Source organism: Flavobacterium covae (assembly GCF_001534645.1).
Taxonomy (GTDB): domain Bacteria; phylum Bacteroidota; class Bacteroidia; order Flavobacteriales; family Flavobacteriaceae; genus Flavobacterium; species Flavobacterium covae.
Genome location: NZ_CP013992.1, coordinates 970,753 through 987,839, shown reverse-complemented (window position 1 = coordinate 987,839; position 17,087 = coordinate 970,753). Strand labels below are relative to the sequence as shown.

Here is a 17,087-nt window from a genome sequence, read left to right as displayed (position 1 = left end):
CAACGCTAATTTTTATTGTTTTTGTAGGATAGTGTCTAAATCAACATTATGTGATTTCTCCCTTTGATAGAAATGACAAGATTGCGAACTTTTTGGACAGTCTCAAGGTTAAAAAATATTATTATATGGAAATTTCAAAGTTTAAATGGTATTACTAATTTATTTTCAATTATTTTTATCTTTTTTACTATGGAAATACAGATTGGTTTTATAAATATTAGGTAAAGACTAACACTCCATACTATGAATACAATTTTCGATTTTTTTTATGTGTATTTCCAGAGTCCTCTTTTGTGAATAAGGGAATTAAAAATAGTGAAAGTAAGGAGTTCCTGATTATAGAAAAAATTAGCATCTTAATTATTGGGTCATTGAGTCCTCTAACTAATATGGAATCTGAATGATTATAAGGATTTATATAAATTCTTATTTTTTAAGCTTTTTTTAATTTATCAAATAACTTTTCACAATCTTCCACGCTGTTAGATCCATAACCAAAAGCAATTTTATTATTTTTATATTTTTTGTTTTAAACAATATATACGTACCTAATCTTAACTTCGGATAACTTGTCTTTGTTATTATAAGCAGACGTTAGATTTTCAACCTCAGCAATTACTTCAATTCAATACTTTGTTTTTTCTGATTTACAAATATTTATTACAGTAAATAATAAGATCCAAAACTCTCTTAAAATAAAAGGGATAAAGAATAATATGACATATCTTGTGTGTGTTTGATAATTCTTCTTTATTTATTTTTCTTTGAATATTATTTTTTACTAAATAACTTTTTATCAACTATAAATTAAACATTAAAGATACTATCAGATAGCATGAAAACTTTATATATTATTTTACTTAATTGTTTTTTAATGGTCGTTATCTCTTGACAAGGTTTGACAACCTGTTATTTTTAATGTGTTTTAAAAAACTAAATTAAAGGTTTAACAAATAAATACAAATATTTATAAATCAATTAATATAGTTACTTTATCTCATCTATTAATTTACCATATTATCTATAATCGCAATATGCACTGCTCTAAAAAAGTTAAATCTATTTAGGTGCAGTGCATTCTTATATGTTCTTATAATTTGCAAGTTAATTTTTATTTTTTTAGTATTCTAGTTCTGTAGCATGTTCTATGTTCCATTCTCCCATTATTTGACGATGAATATAACACGCATTGGCTTGTTTGAGTAATTCTTCTTTTTGTTCTTGGGATATATTTCCGTCAATATGAATAGCCACTTTTATAGTGGTTTTTAATCTGCTAGGTTCTTTCTTTATCTCTTCTGAAAGTTCTGCTTTGACTTCTCCTATTTCCCAGTTATTTTTTCGTGCAATAAAACGAACTGTTGCTACCTTACACATAGCTAAACCACTCAAGACTAATTCTGATGGACTTAAGCCTAGATCAGTACCTTTGCTTTCCAAAGGTTCATCACCAACTATGGTATGTGTTCCGTTAGTAATAATACTTTGGTATCCTTCTGGTAAATTTTTTATCTTGATTACTGCTCCCATAATGGTTTTTCTTTTTTAAATTGATCTAATGCTAAACCTAATAATGAACCCAATAATGCTATATGAATCATAATATTCATCCAATTTGCGGAAGGTATATGAACTGTTGTTAGAGCAACAAACATAACAAATGATAAAAAGCTATAGGAATAAAATAGTTTTTTATTAATAATGAGTAAAATTCCTGCAAGTAGTTCTAATGATGCTAAAATAATTGCTAAAATAAAAACGCCTGTATCTCCTAAAAAGCTCCAACCTGTGGACTTTAGAAAACCTGCCATATTTTGTAAACCTGCTCCTCCTAAAAAACCTTCAAAGAATTTTTCAAGTCCTCCCCAAATGAATAATAAACCAAAGGCTATTCTGATAATTAAATTTCCTAAATTCATTTTTTTTTTTTGTTAATAATTAAATTTCAGTTGCTATTGGAAAATCAATTTCAAAACCAGCTAAATTATGAATATAATTACTGATGATTTTATCCCCTACAGTAATAACTAAGTCTATTAAATTAGCTTCTGTATAACCCGCTTCAAAAAAAGTCTTTTTAGTTTCTTCTGTAGCTCTTCCTTTATTTTCTACTACTGATGCGGTAAACTTAACTAGGGCATCTAACTTAGAATCAAAAGAAGCTGTTCCTTTTCTTAATTCTATGATTTGATCATTGGTAAAACCATTCATTTTTCCCAAAACAGTATGCGCTGATTGACAATAACGACAACCATTAATTTGACTTGTAACAAGATTAATAACTTCTCTTTCTTTTGCTTTTAAAGTGTTTTTTCTATTTTGTAAAGTTAAGTAATCACCTAGTGCTGTTTCGTTTTTTGCATAATAGGCATATAAATTAGGTACGAAACCTAAGTCTTTTTGTAAATTATCAAAAATTACTTGATTGTTTTCGGATACTTCTACTCGTGTAGGAACTGTAAACTTTGTCATTGTTTTTAATTTTAAATATTAATAAATTAATTACAATGCAAAGATGAGGTAAGAATAAAGGAATCTGTTAGGTTATCGTTCCCGATGAGTTGTCCATATTTCCCAAAAGATGTTTTTTAAATTCTGACGGACTTAGATTTTCAGATTTTTTAAAGAAACGGCTGAAAGTTTGTATATCTTCAAACCCTATTTCGTATGCTATTTCTTTTATAGGTTTGTCTGTATATCTAAGCATTCTTTTAGCTTCTAAAAGTTTTCTTTCATGAATAATTTGTAATGGACTTTTGTCCGAAACTTTTGAAAAAAGATTAGCAAGAGTTTTTGCTGATTTATTTAATAATTCAGCATATTCTTTTACGGTATGTTTGTTTCTAAAATGTTGTTCTACTAAATAATGATATTCTCTAACTAAATCTACTTCTTTTATCTCTAATTTAGAAAAGTTCATTTGAGATTTATAGACACGTGTACAAAGTATGATAAATCTTTTTAACATCATTTGTAACATTTCTAATTGTAAATCATCTTTTGATTGCATTTCTACTTGAAACATTTGCCAAAATATTTCAAATTTATCAATTTCTTCTTTAGGTATTTGAAAATAAGGTAATTGATTGGCTCCATAAAATAAAAGTCCTTTACAACTTACTTCACTATCATGGTCTTTAACACAATAAAACTCGCGATTGAATTTTATTATTCTTGCTGTTTCTAAGTTTATAAATTCTATTTTATGGAATGCTGTCAGACAAAAAATAGTATTATTATTAAGAGATAATTTTATGCCTTCATAAGATACTTCGGATTCATTTCCTTTTATCCATACAAATAAAAGAGGATAAGATGAAGTATCATCAAAGGTTAATGAACTTCCTTTTTGTAAGTTTATTAACTCTATGTATTCGTCATTTAATCCTCTATATATCATTTAAATTTTATTTTGTAAATGGGTAAATATTTTCTTTGTTATGACTTGTTATTATTTTATAAATAAAATTGTATACAAATATAAATGAACCCTTTGAAATGTAATAGTACTTTTTGGGATAGTATTCATTAGTAGTTATTTTATCTTATTTCCCATATTTTTTTACTATTTCATAAAGTAGTTTGCTTCTGTATTCTAATGTTTCATTATCAAAATTATCAATAGGAGTAAATTCTATTCCTGTTTTATTCTTAAATTCAAAATTAAAGTTAGTAAATCTCGAATTTGTCTTGTGATAAAACGTATCAATTAGCGTCCTTTCGCAAACTAATCCATTATTATAAGTTTTTTTCTTTCCGTTATAATATTGTTCGTTATTAGAAATAATATTACCCAATTCTGAAGAAGTAACAATCCTCCTAATTTATACCATTTAAACTTAAAATATACTGGATTAAAAAATAAAGTTCTCGATACGTTTTTTTTCATTTTAAAAACAACTCGAACAGACGTTTTAGTATATAATTGAAATCATCGCATGGTATAAAATAAGAGCTATTTATTTTCGTTTCTTCATCAATAAATTTTTACAATTTCACTTTATTGTAGGTGTTTAGTATGTATAAAACCTTAATATTTATTTAAATAAAAAGGAAATGATAATACTTCTTATATGATTTTGTCTTTCTTATTTCTTTCGTAATAAACAAATAAAAAACTTCTGTTAATCTAAAAAAGTCTAACAGAAGTTACTTCTTTATTTCATTAAGTTTTTACATAATTTTATAAATACGATGTATTGGAATAGTAACTCCTTTTTTTAGAATTATTTCTTGATCTGTTACTCCCCAAACCGTTGTATCCACTACTTTTTTTGAAACGTCATCTTCAAAATAAATTTTAATTTTAGCATGTTCTACATTTCCTAATACCTGTGCTCTTTCTAACTCTGCTTTTAACTGTTTTCTATCCTTTAATTCTTCCAATACTTGTTCTGTAGGAAAATGTAGATTTTCAATTAATTCTTTTTCTATTAATTCAAATTTTGTTTCCATATATTTACACTTATTTTTATGGGTCTGAGATATTATAAATTTAATGATTTTTTACAATAAATTACATTTTTTTATGAATTCCTTTGCTTTTTTACCGTTTCAAAATTTAGAATCAGAACGATTAATCTTAAGAAAAATGACTCATAATGATGTAGATGAGGTATTTGCATTACGAAGTAATGCTGATAATATGCAATTTATACCGCGTCCTTTACTAAAAAACAAAATAGAAGCCTTAGAATTGATTGACACAATCAATAATAAAATTAAGGAAAATGAAGGAATTAATTGGGCAATTACTGAAAAACCGAATGATAAATTAATAGGTTTTTTAGGTCATTATCGCATACAAAGAGAAAATTATCGTTCTGAAATAGGTTATATGATATTACCCGAATATAGAGGCAAAGGTATCATTACAGAGGCTACTAAACTTATATTGGAGTATGGTTTTAGTCAAATGGGATTGCATTCTATAGAAGCTGTAATAGATCCCAAAAATCAAGCTTCTGCACGAGTATTAGAGAAATTAGGCTTTATAAAAGAAGGTCATTTACGAGAGAATGAATATTTTGAGGGTAAATTTTGGGATTCTGTTATTTATTCGATCTTAAAATCAGAATTTAACTTAAAAGATAGAAAGAAGTAGCATTCATATTAAGCATAAAAATTTGATTAAAATAAAAACTCCATTTTTTAGACAAAAGTTCTAAAAAATGGAGTTTTAAAAATTACAAGATCTACCTAATAATGGTTGTATTTAGAACCCTCTATGAATTTATCTTTCATTAGTCTTTTTCCCAATTTCCAACTACGGAAGTTGCTAAGGCATTACCTAAAACATTTGTTGCACTTCTGAACATATCGCAAAAATGATCTATTGGCAATATTAAAGCAATGCCTTCTACGGGAATATCAAACATTCCGCAAGTGGCTGCTACAACTACTAAACTAGCTCTTGGAACTCCTGCTATTCCTTTACTTGTTAGCATTAAAACTAATAACATTGTTAATTGAGTTCCTAAATCTAATGATACACCGTAGGCTTGTGCTATAAAAATACTGGCAAAAGTCATATACATCATACTACCATCTAAATTAAAGGAGTAACCTAATGGTAACATAAATGATACAATTTTGTCTTTTATACCAAATTTTTCTAATTCTTCTGTTAGTTTAGGAAAAACAGCCTCACTACTTGTTGTACCAAATGCAATTACTAAAGGTGAAATAATATGATTTAAAAGTATTTTTATTCTTTTTCCTAAAAACAAAGAACCTATAATTAGTAATACAATCCATAATGAAGTAATTCCTACTAAAAAGGAACCAAAGTACTTTGTATAAGTTAATAAAAGTTCTCCTAAATCACGAATGGCAAATACGCCTGCTATAGCTCCAAAAACACCTAGTGGGGCAAACTTCATTACATAGTTTACCATTTTTAAAATGATATGAGACATTTTATCTAATGCGTTTATAACCGATTTTGTTTGCTCTCCTAAGGAAGCAGCTGCTAAACCAAAAAAGATTGAAAAGATTACAATTTGTAAAATTTCATTAGTTGCCATTGCTTCTACAACACTTTTGGGAATTATGTGTTCAATAAAATTCTGTGCAGAAAAATTTTGTGTTTTTTCGGTAACTTCCGCTGCTGTGGTTATATCTACTCCACTTAAGTTTAATCCAGCTCCTGGTTCTAGAATATTTACCCAAAACATGCCTATTAATAATGATATAAAAGAAGCGGTAAAAAACCAGCCTAAGGCCTTTCCTCCTATTCGTCCAACCGCTTTGATATCTCCTAATTTAGCAATACCTACTACTAATGTTGTAAAAACTAGAGGTGAAATAATCATTTGAACTAAACGAATGAAAATAGTGGCTAACATTTTTATATATCCACTAAAATCTTTAGCAGTAGCCTCATCACAATTATTATGTATAAAAATCCCTAATGTTGCACCTAAAAGCATTGCTAATAAGATTTGCATAGTAAGATTTGAAAAAATAGATTTCTTAGAAACCTCGTTTTTAGTTATTTCCATTATTTAAATTGATAAATTTTATTTAATAAATAATAATCTGCCATTACTAAAGCAGCCATTGCTTCTACAATTGGTACGGCTCTTGGCACCACACAAGGGTCATGCCTGCCTTTTCCTTGTTGCTCTACAATATGTCCATCAACCGTTAGTACTTCTTGTTTTTGAATTAGAGTTGCCACAGGTTTAAAAGCTACCCTAAAATAAATATCCATACCGTTACTTATTCCTCCTTGTATTCCTCCTGATAAATTGGTTTGGGTGGTTCCATCTGGATTAAAACGATCATTATGTTCACTCCCTTTCATTTTAGCTCCACAGAAACCACTTCCATACTCAAAACCATGAACTGCATTTATAGATAGCATAGCTTTTCCTAATTCAGCGTGTAACTTATCAAAAACAGGCTCACCTAAACCTATTGGTACATTTTGGATTACACAAGTTATGGTTCCTCCTATTGTATCGCCTTGTTTTTTGATTTCTTTGATATGGTTTTCCATTAATTCTGCAACCTCTAAATCAGGGCATCTAACGGGATTAGATTCTATTTTAGAGAAATCCAATTTTTGATACGGTTTGTTTATACTTATTTCTCCTACGGAAGATACGAAAGCGTTTATTTTGATTTGAGGAATTATTTGTTTTGCTACGGCTCCTGCTAATACTCTACAACTCGTTTCTCTTGCAGAACTGCGTCCTCCTCCTCTGTAGTCACGAAAACCGTATTTTTGATCATAAACATAATCAGCATGACTAGGTCTGTATGTATCTTTTATATGACTATAATCCTCTGTTTTTTGATTGGTATTAGGGATTATAAAACCTATAGAAGTACCTGTTGTTTTTCCTTCAAAAATTCCGGATAAAAATTGTACTTCATCTTCTTCTTTACGTTGTGTAACAATAGAGGATTGACCAGGCTTACGTCTTTGCATCTGTTGATGAATGAAGGACATATCTAACTCAATTCCTGATGGACATCCTTCAATTACACCTCCCAAAGCTTGTCCATGTGATTCTCCAAAAGTGGTTACTTTTAATATATTTCCAAAAGAATTTCCTGCCATTAGATTAGAGTATTATTAACAAATAGTAAGAGAATGTTTTTTAAATAAGTTTATTTTGTTTTTTTTCAGAACATTCAAAAAAATTAAGGCTGTCTATCTAAAACAGCCTTATTTAATATTTGTACTATGAATTAAAAAACGAACATAGCTCGCTCGCTCATCATTTCATTTACTTCATTAGCTACTTCTTCAATTACTTCTTCATTTGTATGATTCATCAATACACGATCTATCAGTTCTACAATTTTATCCATATCCGCTTCTACTAGACCACGAGTCGTAATAGCGGGTGTTCCAACACGAATACCTGATGTTATAAAAGGTGATTTATCATCAAAAGGAACCATATTTTTATTTACTGTAATCTCTGCTTTTACTAATACATTTTCGGCTTCTTTTCCTGTTATTCCTTTATTGCGTAAATCTATTAACATCATGTGATTGTCTGTTCCTCCTGATATAATGTTATAGTCTCTTTTTATAAATGCTTCTGCCATTGCTTTTGCATTTTTTTGTACTTGCATTGCATAAGTAAAGAACTCATCTGATAAACATTCACCAAAAGCAACTGCTTTAGCAGCTATAATGTGCATTAGAGGACCTCCTTGATTACCAGGAAAAACAGCCATATCTAATAAGTTAGACATCATCTTTACTTCTCCTTTAGGGGTTGTATAGCCCCAAGGGTTTGGAAAATCTTGTCCCATCATAATCATACCTCCACGAGGACCACGTAATGTTTTGTGGGTAGTGGTTGTTACAATATGGCAATGAGGAATTGGGTCATTCATTAATCCTTTTGCTATTAAACCTGCTGGGTGAGAAATGTCTGCCATTAAAATAGCTCCTACAGAATCCGCAATTTCACGAAAACGTTTAAAGTCCATATCACGAGAATACGCGGAAGCACCTGCAATAATTATTTTAGGCTGTTCTTTCGTAGCTATTTCCTGAATTTTATCATAATTTAACATTCCTGTTTCTTGATCTACTCCATAAAAAACAGGGTTGTATAATTTTCCTGAAAAATTTACAGGAGATCCGTGCGTTAAATGGCCCCCATGTGATAAATCAAAACCTAAAATTGTATCTCCTGGTTGTAAACAAGCTGCAAAAACAGCTGTATTAGCTTGAGATCCTGAATGAGGTTGTACATTTACATACGCTGCTCCAAACAAAGCTTTCGCTCTATCAATAGCAATTTGTTCTACCACATCTACTACTTCGCAACCTCCATAATACCTTTTACCTGGGTAACCTTCTGCATATTTATTAGTTAAACAAGAACCTGCCGCTTCCATTACTTGGTCGCTTACAAAATTCTCAGAAGCAATTAATTCAATACCGTGAATTTGTCTATCTTGTTCATCAAGAATTAAATCGAATATTTGTTCGTCGCGTAACATTTTTGAATATTTTTTTATAAATGGTTGTCAAAAATACAAAAAGTGTTTGGTATAATCCCAATAGAAACTATATTTGAGGTGTAAAAATTAATTAAAATCACAAAAAAATATAATATGCCTATTACAGCTAACAATCCTGAAAGAAGATCATGGTTAGAAGTATCATCTACCAGCGATTTTCCTATTCAAAATATTCCATTTGGTATTTTTTTAACAAAAGACGATATTGTAACCGTTGGTACTCGTATTGGAGATTACGCTATTGACTTAGGAGCATTGCATCAATTAGGATATTTTGAAGGAATTGATTTAACAGATGATGTTTTTCTTCAAGATGCTTTAAATGAATTCATTTCTTGTGGAAAAAAAACATGGCGATTAGTTCGTAATCGTATTGCCGATATTTTTGATGCTGAAAATGCAGATTTAAGAGATAATGATAAACATCGTGAAGTAGTCATTTTTAAAATAGAAGATGTAGAAATGCAACTTCCTGTTTTTGTAGGGGATTATACTGATTTCTTTTCAAGTAGAGAACATGCTACAAATACAGGAAAAATGTTTCGTGATCCCGCTAATGCTTTATTACCAAACTGGTTACATATCCCTGTAGGGTACCATGGAAGAAGTTCTACGATTGTGCCATCAGGAATTCCAGTGCATCGTCCTATGGGACAAACTATGCCTCCTGATGCAACAGCTCCTATATTTGGTCCTTCTCGTTTGGTAGATTTTGAATTAGAAACAGCCTTTATAACTACAGATGCCAACCTAATGGGCGAAAATATCCCAGTAGCTGAAGCCGAAGACTATATTTTTGGTATGGTATTACTAAATGACTGGAGTGCTCGTGACATTCAAAAATGGGAATATGTTCCTCTGGGTCCTTTTTTAGCTAAAAATTTTGCAAGCTCTATCTCTCCTTGGATTGTTACTATGGATGCTTTAGAACCTTTCCGTTGTGCATCACCTGTTCAGGAACCAACACCTCTTCCTTATTTACAACAAACTGGTGAACATGCTTTTGACATCAAATTACAGGTAAGTATAACTCCTGAGGATTCGGAAGAAACCATTATTAGCAATACTAATTTCAAATATATGTATTGGACTATGAATCAACAGTTAGCACATCATACTATTAACGGTTGTCGTATAAACTCTGGTGATATGATGGGATCTGGTACAATATCTGGCCCTACTGAAGATTCTCTTGGATCTATGTTAGAATTAACATGGGGTGGAAAAAACCCTATTCTTTTAAAAGATGGTTCTGAAAGAAAATTCATTAATGATGGTGATACTGTTATTATGAGAGGCTACTGCCAAAATGAAGAGATAAGAATTGGTTTTGGTGAGGTTTCAAGCAAATTATTGCCTCCTATTCCTACTAAATAAAACATTTTTTAATACTCCGAAAGATTCGGAGTATTTTTTGGCTTGAATTTTGCATAATCAGATTTAAAATTAAATTGTATGAAAAAAATTACCTCCCTAATAGTATTTGTTGTTTTTTTATTTAGCTGTAGTGGTGTAAAACAAACACAATCAATGTTAAATGATGGCAATTATGATGGAGCCATTAGTAAATCAATTGACAATTTGAAGAGTAATAAAAATTCCAAAGGCAAACAAGATTATGTTTATTTACTAGAAGAAGCTTTTTCTAAAGCCAAGAAAAGGGATTTAGAAGCTATTTCTGTCTGGGAAAAAGAAGGCAATCCTAATCACTTAGAAAAAATATACAATACATATATCAAGCTACAAAACCGTCAAGAAAAAATACAACCTTTATTACCTCTAACTTTAATAAAAGAAGGTAGAAATGCACAATTTTCTTTTGAAGATTATTCAACTGCCTTAATTACTACTAAAAGTAAACTTTCTGATTTTTTATATGAAAACGCATTAAAATTAATGAAAACAAAAGATAAGATTAGTTTTCGTCGTGCTTTTGATGACTTTGAATATTTAAATACTATAAATCCAGGATATAAAGATTGTAATAAATTAATGGATGAATGTCATCTTAAGGGAACTGATTTTGTACATGTTTACACGAAAAATGAAACTAACATGGTTATTCCTTCTCGTTTACAAAATGATCTTTTAGATTTTAGCACTCTTGGATTAAATGATAAGTGGACTATATATCATAGTAATAAACAAAAAAATACAAATTATGATTTTGCGATGGTTGTTAGTTTTAGAGGCATTAATATTTCTCCTGAAAAGGTTTTTGAAAGAGAGTTTTCAAAAGAAAAATTAATTAAAAATGGCACTAAACCTCAATTAAATTCAAATGGTCAACCCGTAAAAGATGAAAAAGGAAATACAATTATGATAGATAACATGATTACTGTTAGAAGTACTGTATATGAGTTTAGACAAAACAAATCATGTAGTATTAGTGCCAAAATTGATTATTTAAATTTAAATACTAATCAGTTAATAAATACATTTCCTATAACCAGTAATTTCGTATTTGAAAACATTTATGCTAATTATAATGGTGATCCTAGAGCTTGTGATGAAAACTATTTACCATATTTTAATCGTAGGCCTACTTCTTTTCCAACAAATGAGCAAATGATATATGATTCAGGAGAGGATTTAAAAAATAAGTTAAAAAGTACTATTACAAGAAATAGACTTAGACGATAAATATGTTTTATTTAAATTCTTAAAATATTTCATAATTATCTTTTTTCAATTTATCTACTTTATTTTTGACATCTAAGATTGCACTAATTGAATAATAAAATAGGTTGATAAAGTATCTGTATTAATAGATTTTTATTTTTAAAATTTATATAGCTCAGCTCTATTACTTTTGTTAAAGAAGCTTAATTATTAGTACAATCAAAACCAAGGCTCGGATTTATAAAAAATCCGAGCCTTGGTATCTTACTTAAATAGGTATTTTATCTTAAAGTAGCTCCTAATTCTGTTTCAAAATTTTGAGTTAATTTATTCATCACTTTATCAATTTGTGAATCTGTAAGTGTTTTAGTACTATCTTGTAATAAGAAACTTATTGCGTATGATTTTTTCCCTTCTGGTAAATTTTTACCTTGGTAAACATCAAATAAATCAATTCCTTTTAATAGATTTTTTTCTGTTTTATTTGCTATATCAAGGATTTTTGCAAATTCTACACCTTCGTCTACTAATAAGGCTAGATCACGACGAACTTCTGGATATTTGGAAATTTCAACAAATTTCACATTAGTTGATAAATGTTTTAATATAGCACTCCAGTTAAAATCAGCAAAAAATACTTCTTGTTTGATATCAAAATGTTTTAAAATTGATTTTTTTACTGTTCCAAATTCTACTAAACAAGAAGTTCCTAATTCATAAACCATTCCTTCGCTTAAAATATCACTTTTCATTGGCATGGTAACAATATTTTTGATTCCTAATCTTTCAAAAATATTTAGTATATATCCTTTAAATAAAAAGAAATTGGTCATTTTTTGAGGATTTGTCCAAGATTCTTTTGAACTATTTCCGCTCATAGTTAAGGTTAGGTGCATTTTTTCTTCATGTCCTGCTAATTGTTTATGATAGGTTTTCCCAAATTCAAACAGGCGTAAATCAGCATTTTTACGATTTACATTAAAGGAAACTGCTTCTAAGGCTGAGAATAACATAGATTGACGCATAGCAGATAGGTCATTACTTAAAGGATTAAGTATCAAAACATTATTTTTCTCGTGCAAACTATCGCTTAAACTCACATAATTAGGGGTAGTTAATGAGTTTGCCATCATTTCATTAAATCCATTACCTACTAACAAGTTAGCAATAATATTTTGTATCTTATAATCTTCTGTTTTAGATGAGTGTGCAGTTGTAGCGTTTAATTTTTGGGAAAATTCTATATTATTATAACCGTAAACTCTTAGAATTTCTTCTATTACATCTATTTCACGAGTTACATCCACACGATAAGCTGGTACTGTTAATCCTAGACCTACTTTTGAGATACTATTTACTTTTATATCTAGTGAAACGAGAATATTTTTAATTTCCTCATCTGGAATTTCTTGACCTATGATTTTTTTAACTTTCTCTAAATTTAAAAAAACAGGAAAATCTTCTGTTTTTTTAGGATAAACTTCCATTATATCTGAAGTCATCTCTCCTCCTGCAATTTGGCATATAAGGATTGCTGCTCGTTTTAAAGCGTATTCTGTAATACTAGGATCTATTCCTCTTTCAAAACGAAAAGAGGCATCTGAATTAATTGCATGTCTTTTGGCTGTTTTACGCACGGAAACAGGATTAAAGTAAGCACTTTCTAAAAATAGAGAAGTTGTTCTTTCTGATACTCCTGAGTTTTTGCCTCCCATTACACCTGCAATACATAAAGGTCCTTTTTCATCACAAATCATGATATCTTCTTTATGTAAAGTTCTTTCTACATCATCTAATGTGATAAACTTTTCTCCTTCTGTGGCATTTTTTACAATAATTTTACCGTGTATTTTAGAAGCATCAAAAGCATGTAAAGGTTGTCCTAATTCATGCAATACATAGTTTGTTATATCTACAACATTATTTTTAGGTATAAGTCCTATTGCTTTTAATCTATTTTGTAACCATTCTGGTGATGGTGCTACTTTTATATCTGAAATTGTAACACCACAATATCTAGGTACTAATGTTGTATTTTCAACATTTACATCTATTTTCAAAGTTCTTTTTTCTACTTTATAAGAACTTACAGATGGTGTAATTAATTCTGTACTAATATCTTGTTGAAGCATACCTGCTCGTAAATCTCTGGCTACTCCCCAATGACTCATAGCGTCTGCTCTATTAGGAGTAAGTCCTATTTCAAAAACTTCATCTATTTCTACATTAAAAACGGTCGAGGCTAACGTTCCTGCTTTTACAGTTTCTTCTAGAACTATAATACCTTCATGGCTATTTCCGATACCTATTTCATCTTCTGCACAGATCATTCCGTGGCTTTCCTCTCCTCTAATTTTACCTTTTTTTATCTCAAAAGAATTTCCTTCTTTATCATATAATTTTGTTCCTATAGTTGCTACTATTACTTTTTGACCCGCCGCTACATTACTAGCTCCACAAACTATTTGAACTGGTTCTTCATTTCCTAAATCTACTGTAGTAATTTTTAGTTTATCAGCATTTGGGTGTTTTTCACAAGTTAACACGTGTCCTACTATTAAACCTTCTAATCCTCCTTTTATTGAAAAAAACTTTTCAATACCTTCTACTTCAAGACCAAGATCAGTTAATAATTCAGCTGTCTTTTCAGAACTCCAATCCGTCTTAATAAATTGTTTTAACCAGTTATATGAAATTTTCATTTTGAATATTTATCAAATTTTAAAGCATCGCAAAGATAAAAAATTACTTAGGAGTTTAAAGATAAATTTTATACCTACTTTTTTATATATAATCCTTAATTTTTATTTGATTTTTTCTTTTGAATGATAGTATTTAGATTTTTTTGGATAAGCAAATAATTAATAGGTTTTTATGATTATCTCTTTTATTTCCATTATATCTAATCTGGTTTTAAAATCTATCTCTTCAATCTAAGTATTTATTATACACTTGTCATGATGACAATCTAATGTTTATACTTTTAGATTAAATTTTTAACTTTTTTAGAGGGCAGTGCAAAAAGGTGACAATCTTCTGATTCAACTAAAGAGAGGTTCAAACGAAGTAAACAAGCTAAATAAAATTACATAACGCTAATAATCTAACTTCTTCCTTTAGTCAAAGTGACAGGGCAAACATTCAATTTTGACTTTTCAGATACTTTGAATCTAAATATTTTTTCAGGTTAAATTTATTATCATTATAAAACAAATAAGTTTTTTTATTTAAACAAATAACTTTATTTAACTTTTAAAAAATAATTAAACAAATAAACGATAAAAAACAACAAAGATAAAAATACTGACATAATATACTGACATAATTTCACAAATAAAGTTTTTTTTGACATACAGAAACAGATTATTACTCAAAAATTCATTTTGTTATATAATCAACATAAACAATAACACAATCAAAATTAATCTAAATATCACTATTTATTTTTAAATTAAAACATTTTTGTTTTATTTAAATTGAATATTATAAAAAAATAACATTTCAAAAAACCTTAATTATTAATTTTAACTTTTTTTTGGAATAAAATTTGAAAAAGTCATTTTGTTAATTTTTAAAACATAGTTTTTATGAAAAATTTTTTAATTGCAAGTGCAATATTAATTACTTCAGGTGTATTTGCTCAAAAGGGAAGTTTTTATGTAGGAGGTCAAGTGGGCTATTCAAGTAGTAAGACAAAAATAGAGAGTACAACTACATTAGAGGGTTCAACATGGAACTTTTCACCAGAAGTAGGTACTTTTTTAACAAATAATGTACAATTAGGTGTGGGCTTTACAACTCAAGGTTCTACAAAAGAATTTGGGAATACAGAAGTAAAAGAAAATCAATACGGAGGTACACTTTATGGTCGTTATTTTTTTGGAGAAGGAAGTAAAGCTTTTAGACCTTTCGTAGGGGTTAATATTGGATTATTACCTGGAAACTCTACTACTACTAAAAAAACTCTTTTAGGTAATCTAGAATCTAAAAATACTCTTTTTGAACTTAATACAAATTTAAATGCAGGATTTGGTTATGCTCTTTCTCCTAAAATTACGGTAGTAGGTTCTTTAGGTGTTTTAGGCTTTTCATCTCATACATCAAAAAATAAAGAAACAGATGTAAAAGAAGAAACGAACACATTTAATTTTGATCTTAATTCTCTAGGAAATAGATTTAACGTAGGTATTTATTATACTTTGTAGAATAAGATAAATTATTCATACTAAAAAACAATAAATTTTTAATTAGGAGACTGTCTAGAATATTTTTAGTTCATCTTATCTTAAAAGAGATTCATAATTATATAACACCTTTTATTAATGGTTCTCTCTTATATATTATGATATATTATACTCTATTTTTAAGACAGTCTCTTTTTATAAATTTAATTTACGTGGTAAAAACAAACGTATTAAAGCTAAAATAACTTTGAATCTAAAAAGTTATTTTAGCTTTAATATAACCCGTTTCTTTTATCTTTTTTCTCCTTTATTACAAGGTATAACATTTAATTTGGGGCAAAATATATAGTCTATATTATGTAGTAGTATTATTTTGTAAAAGCATTAATTTTTTCTGCTATTTTATGTGCCTCAATAGTATGATGAGAATCTCTATAAATTACTTTACCATTTATAAGAACAATGATTTGTGGTGATTGATGAATTACTTCTAAGGTTTCTGCTATAAAATTTGATACGGATCTATAAGTTAATAGGTCTAAATAATTAAAATCACATATATTTTCTATTAGATTAAAACCATTTGTTAGTCGTTCTTTTGCAAATGCACTAATACCACAAGTTACACTATCTTTAAAAATAACTTGTGGCTTATTATTAGATTTTTCAACAATATTAAGTACTTCTTGTTCTGTTTTTATTGTATTCCAATTTTGTGTTTTCATATATTTTATTTTAAATATTTTCTTTAAGTTTATCGGCATATTCTTTTTTAAGTCTAGCTATTTTAGGAGAAATAACTACTTGACAATATCCTTTATTTTTGTTTTTATTATAATAATTTTGATGATAAATCTCTGCAGGATAAAAATCTCTTAGAGGAGCTAATTCCGTAACTATCTTGTTTTCAAAGACAGGATTTAATTTTTTGATTACTTCTTGTGCTAATATTTTTTGTTTTTCATTATGATAAAAAATAACGGATCTATATTGGGTTCCATAATCTGCTCCTTGATAATTAAGGGTTGTAGGATTATGATAAATCATAAAAACATTCAATAATTCTACATAAGATAAAGAATCTGTGTTAAAAGTTACTTGTATTACTTCAGCATGATCAGTATCTCCTTTGCAAATCTCTTCGTAAGTAGGGTTTATTATTTTACCTCCTGTATAACCTGACACTACTTTTTCTACTCCTTTTAGTCTTTGAATTATTGCCTCAATGCACCAAAAGCATCCTCCTCCAAAAGTGGCTATTTCTATATTTTTCATGCTTTTTAT

The 17,087-nt window shown here is 28.7% G+C and carries 16 protein-coding genes; 4 read left to right on the top strand and 12 right to left on the bottom strand.

The genetic code is table 11. The annotated features are described in order from the left end of the window. Positions 1-1,119 precede the first annotated feature (1,119 nt). The 6 genes from AWN65_RS04360 to AWN65_RS04335 form a co-directional block, all read right to left on the bottom strand. Entirely contained in the window at positions 1,120-1,530 is a 411-nt protein-coding gene (locus tag AWN65_RS04360; RefSeq protein WP_060382046.1) for an OsmC family protein, read from the bottom strand. Then, positions 1,518-1,919: a DoxX family protein gene (locus AWN65_RS04355; protein ID WP_060382045.1), complete on the bottom strand. Its 402-nt coding sequence runs from the start codon at positions 1,917-1,919 to the stop codon at positions 1,518-1,520. The genes AWN65_RS04360 and AWN65_RS04355 overlap by 13 nt, the downstream gene beginning before the upstream one ends. 19 nt (positions 1,920-1,938) lie before the next feature. Continuing rightward, a complete protein-coding gene (locus AWN65_RS04350) occupies positions 1,939-2,472 on the bottom strand; it encodes a carboxymuconolactone decarboxylase family protein (RefSeq protein ID WP_060382044.1) in 534 nt (177 codons plus the stop codon). Positions 2,473-2,539: 67 nt separating this feature from the next. After that, a complete protein-coding gene (locus AWN65_RS04345; RefSeq protein WP_060382043.1) occupies positions 2,540-3,400 on the bottom strand; it encodes a helix-turn-helix domain-containing protein in 861 nt (286 codons plus the stop codon). A 145-nt stretch (positions 3,401-3,545) separates the two neighbouring features. Continuing rightward, the gene (locus AWN65_RS04340; protein ID WP_060382042.1) at positions 3,546-3,797 is read right to left on the bottom strand and encodes a hypothetical protein; all 252 of its coding nucleotides are present in this window, start codon (positions 3,795-3,797) and stop codon (positions 3,546-3,548) included. Positions 3,798-4,173: 376 nt separating this feature from the next. Beyond that, positions 4,174-4,455: a hypothetical protein gene (locus AWN65_RS04335; protein WP_060382041.1), complete on the bottom strand. Its 282-nt coding sequence runs from the start codon at positions 4,453-4,455 to the stop codon at positions 4,174-4,176. 73 nt (positions 4,456-4,528) lie between these two features. Here AWN65_RS04335 and AWN65_RS04330 point away from each other — a divergent pair, with 73 nt between their 5' ends. Continuing rightward, the gene (locus tag AWN65_RS04330) at positions 4,529-5,104 is read left to right on the top strand and encodes a GNAT family N-acetyltransferase (RefSeq protein ID WP_060383817.1); all 576 of its coding nucleotides are present in this window, start codon (positions 4,529-4,531) and stop codon (positions 5,102-5,104) included. Positions 5,105-5,243: 139 nt separating this feature from the next. Here AWN65_RS04330 and AWN65_RS04325 read toward each other — a convergent pair whose 3' ends face one another. The 3 genes from AWN65_RS04325 to glyA form a co-directional block, all read right to left on the bottom strand. Next, a complete protein-coding gene (locus AWN65_RS04325) occupies positions 5,244-6,503 on the bottom strand; it encodes a dicarboxylate/amino acid:cation symporter (RefSeq protein WP_060382040.1) in 1,260 nt (419 codons plus the stop codon). Continuing rightward, positions 6,503-7,570, bottom strand: coding sequence for a chorismate synthase (gene aroC, locus AWN65_RS04320; protein ID WP_060382039.1), 1,068 nt, complete (start codon positions 7,568-7,570; stop codon positions 6,503-6,505). Before aroC ends, AWN65_RS04325 begins: the two co-directional genes overlap by 1 nt. 131 nt (positions 7,571-7,701) lie before the next feature. Then, positions 7,702-8,976 carry a serine hydroxymethyltransferase gene (gene glyA, locus AWN65_RS04315; RefSeq protein ID WP_060382038.1) on the bottom strand — a complete coding sequence of 425 codons (1,275 nt, stop codon included), beginning with the start codon at positions 8,974-8,976 and terminating at the stop codon, positions 7,702-7,704. Between the two features lie 114 nt (positions 8,977-9,090). Here glyA and fahA point away from each other — a divergent pair, with 114 nt between their 5' ends. Beyond that, positions 9,091-10,374, top strand: a complete 1,284-nt coding sequence (gene fahA, locus AWN65_RS04310) for a fumarylacetoacetase (RefSeq protein ID WP_060382037.1) — start codon at positions 9,091-9,093, stop codon at positions 10,372-10,374. Between the two features lie 78 nt (positions 10,375-10,452). Further along, on the top strand, positions 10,453-11,640 hold the full coding sequence (locus AWN65_RS04305; RefSeq protein WP_060382036.1) for a hypothetical protein: 1,188 nt from the start codon (positions 10,453-10,455) through the stop codon (positions 11,638-11,640). 260 nt (positions 11,641-11,900) lie between these two features. On the opposite strand, the gene pheT is transcribed toward AWN65_RS04305, so the two are convergent. Beyond that, entirely contained in the window at positions 11,901-14,321 is a 2,421-nt protein-coding gene (gene pheT, locus AWN65_RS04300) for a phenylalanine--tRNA ligase subunit beta (RefSeq protein ID WP_060382035.1), read from the bottom strand. A gap of 885 nt (positions 14,322-15,206) precedes the next feature. Between pheT and AWN65_RS04295 the strand changes: the two genes are divergently transcribed. Further along, the gene (locus tag AWN65_RS04295; RefSeq protein WP_060382034.1) at positions 15,207-15,824 is read left to right on the top strand and encodes an outer membrane beta-barrel protein; all 618 of its coding nucleotides are present in this window, start codon (positions 15,207-15,209) and stop codon (positions 15,822-15,824) included. A gap of 347 nt (positions 15,825-16,171) precedes the next feature. Here AWN65_RS04295 and ytxJ read toward each other — a convergent pair whose 3' ends face one another. Both ytxJ and msrA read right to left on the bottom strand, forming a co-directional pair. Further along, a complete protein-coding gene (gene ytxJ / locus AWN65_RS04290) occupies positions 16,172-16,528 on the bottom strand; it encodes a bacillithiol system redox-active protein YtxJ (RefSeq protein ID WP_060383816.1) in 357 nt (118 codons plus the stop codon). A gap of 10 nt (positions 16,529-16,538) precedes the next feature. Then, a complete protein-coding gene (msrA, locus tag AWN65_RS04285; RefSeq protein ID WP_060383815.1) occupies positions 16,539-17,078 on the bottom strand; it encodes a peptide-methionine (S)-S-oxide reductase MsrA in 540 nt (179 codons plus the stop codon). Between the last annotated feature and the right edge of the window lie 9 nt (positions 17,079-17,087).

Bases quoted from the DNA above. Each gene is read 5' to 3' on its own strand.
- AWN65_RS04330 (WP_060383817.1), top strand. From the start codon at position 4,529: ATGAATTCCTTTGCTTTTTTACCGTTTCAAAATTTAGAATCAGAACGA.
- AWN65_RS04345 (WP_060382043.1), bottom strand. From the start codon at position 3,400: ATGATATATAGAGGATTAAATGACGAATACATAGAGTTAATAAACTTA.
- glyA (WP_060382038.1), bottom strand. From the start codon at position 8,976: ATGTTACGCGACGAACAAATATTCGATTTAATTCTTGATGAACAAGAT.
- pheT (WP_060382035.1), bottom strand. From the start codon at position 14,321: ATGAAAATTTCATATAACTGGTTAAAACAATTTATTAAGACGGATTGG.
- AWN65_RS04350 (WP_060382044.1), bottom strand. From the start codon at position 2,472: ATGACAAAGTTTACAGTTCCTACACGAGTAGAAGTATCCGAAAACAAT.
- ytxJ (WP_060383816.1), bottom strand. From the start codon at position 16,528: ATGAAAACACAAAATTGGAATACAATAAAAACAGAACAAGAAGTACTT.
- AWN65_RS04355 (WP_060382045.1), bottom strand. From the start codon at position 1,919: ATGAATTTAGGAAATTTAATTATCAGAATAGCCTTTGGTTTATTATTC.
- fahA (WP_060382037.1), top strand. From the start codon at position 9,091: ATGCCTATTACAGCTAACAATCCTGAAAGAAGATCATGGTTAGAAGTA.
- AWN65_RS04360 (WP_060382046.1), bottom strand. From the start codon at position 1,530: ATGGGAGCAGTAATCAAGATAAAAAATTTACCAGAAGGATACCAAAGT.
- AWN65_RS04295 (WP_060382034.1), top strand. From the start codon at position 15,207: ATGAAAAATTTTTTAATTGCAAGTGCAATATTAATTACTTCAGGTGTA.
- aroC (WP_060382039.1), bottom strand. From the start codon at position 7,570: ATGGCAGGAAATTCTTTTGGAAATATATTAAAAGTAACCACTTTTGGA.
- AWN65_RS04305 (WP_060382036.1), top strand. From the start codon at position 10,453: ATGAAAAAAATTACCTCCCTAATAGTATTTGTTGTTTTTTTATTTAGC.
- msrA (WP_060383815.1), bottom strand. From the start codon at position 17,078: ATGAAAAATATAGAAATAGCCACTTTTGGAGGAGGATGCTTTTGGTGC.
- AWN65_RS04335 (WP_060382041.1), bottom strand. From the start codon at position 4,455: ATGGAAACAAAATTTGAATTAATAGAAAAAGAATTAATTGAAAATCTA.
- AWN65_RS04325 (WP_060382040.1), bottom strand. From the start codon at position 6,503: ATGGAAATAACTAAAAACGAGGTTTCTAAGAAATCTATTTTTTCAAAT.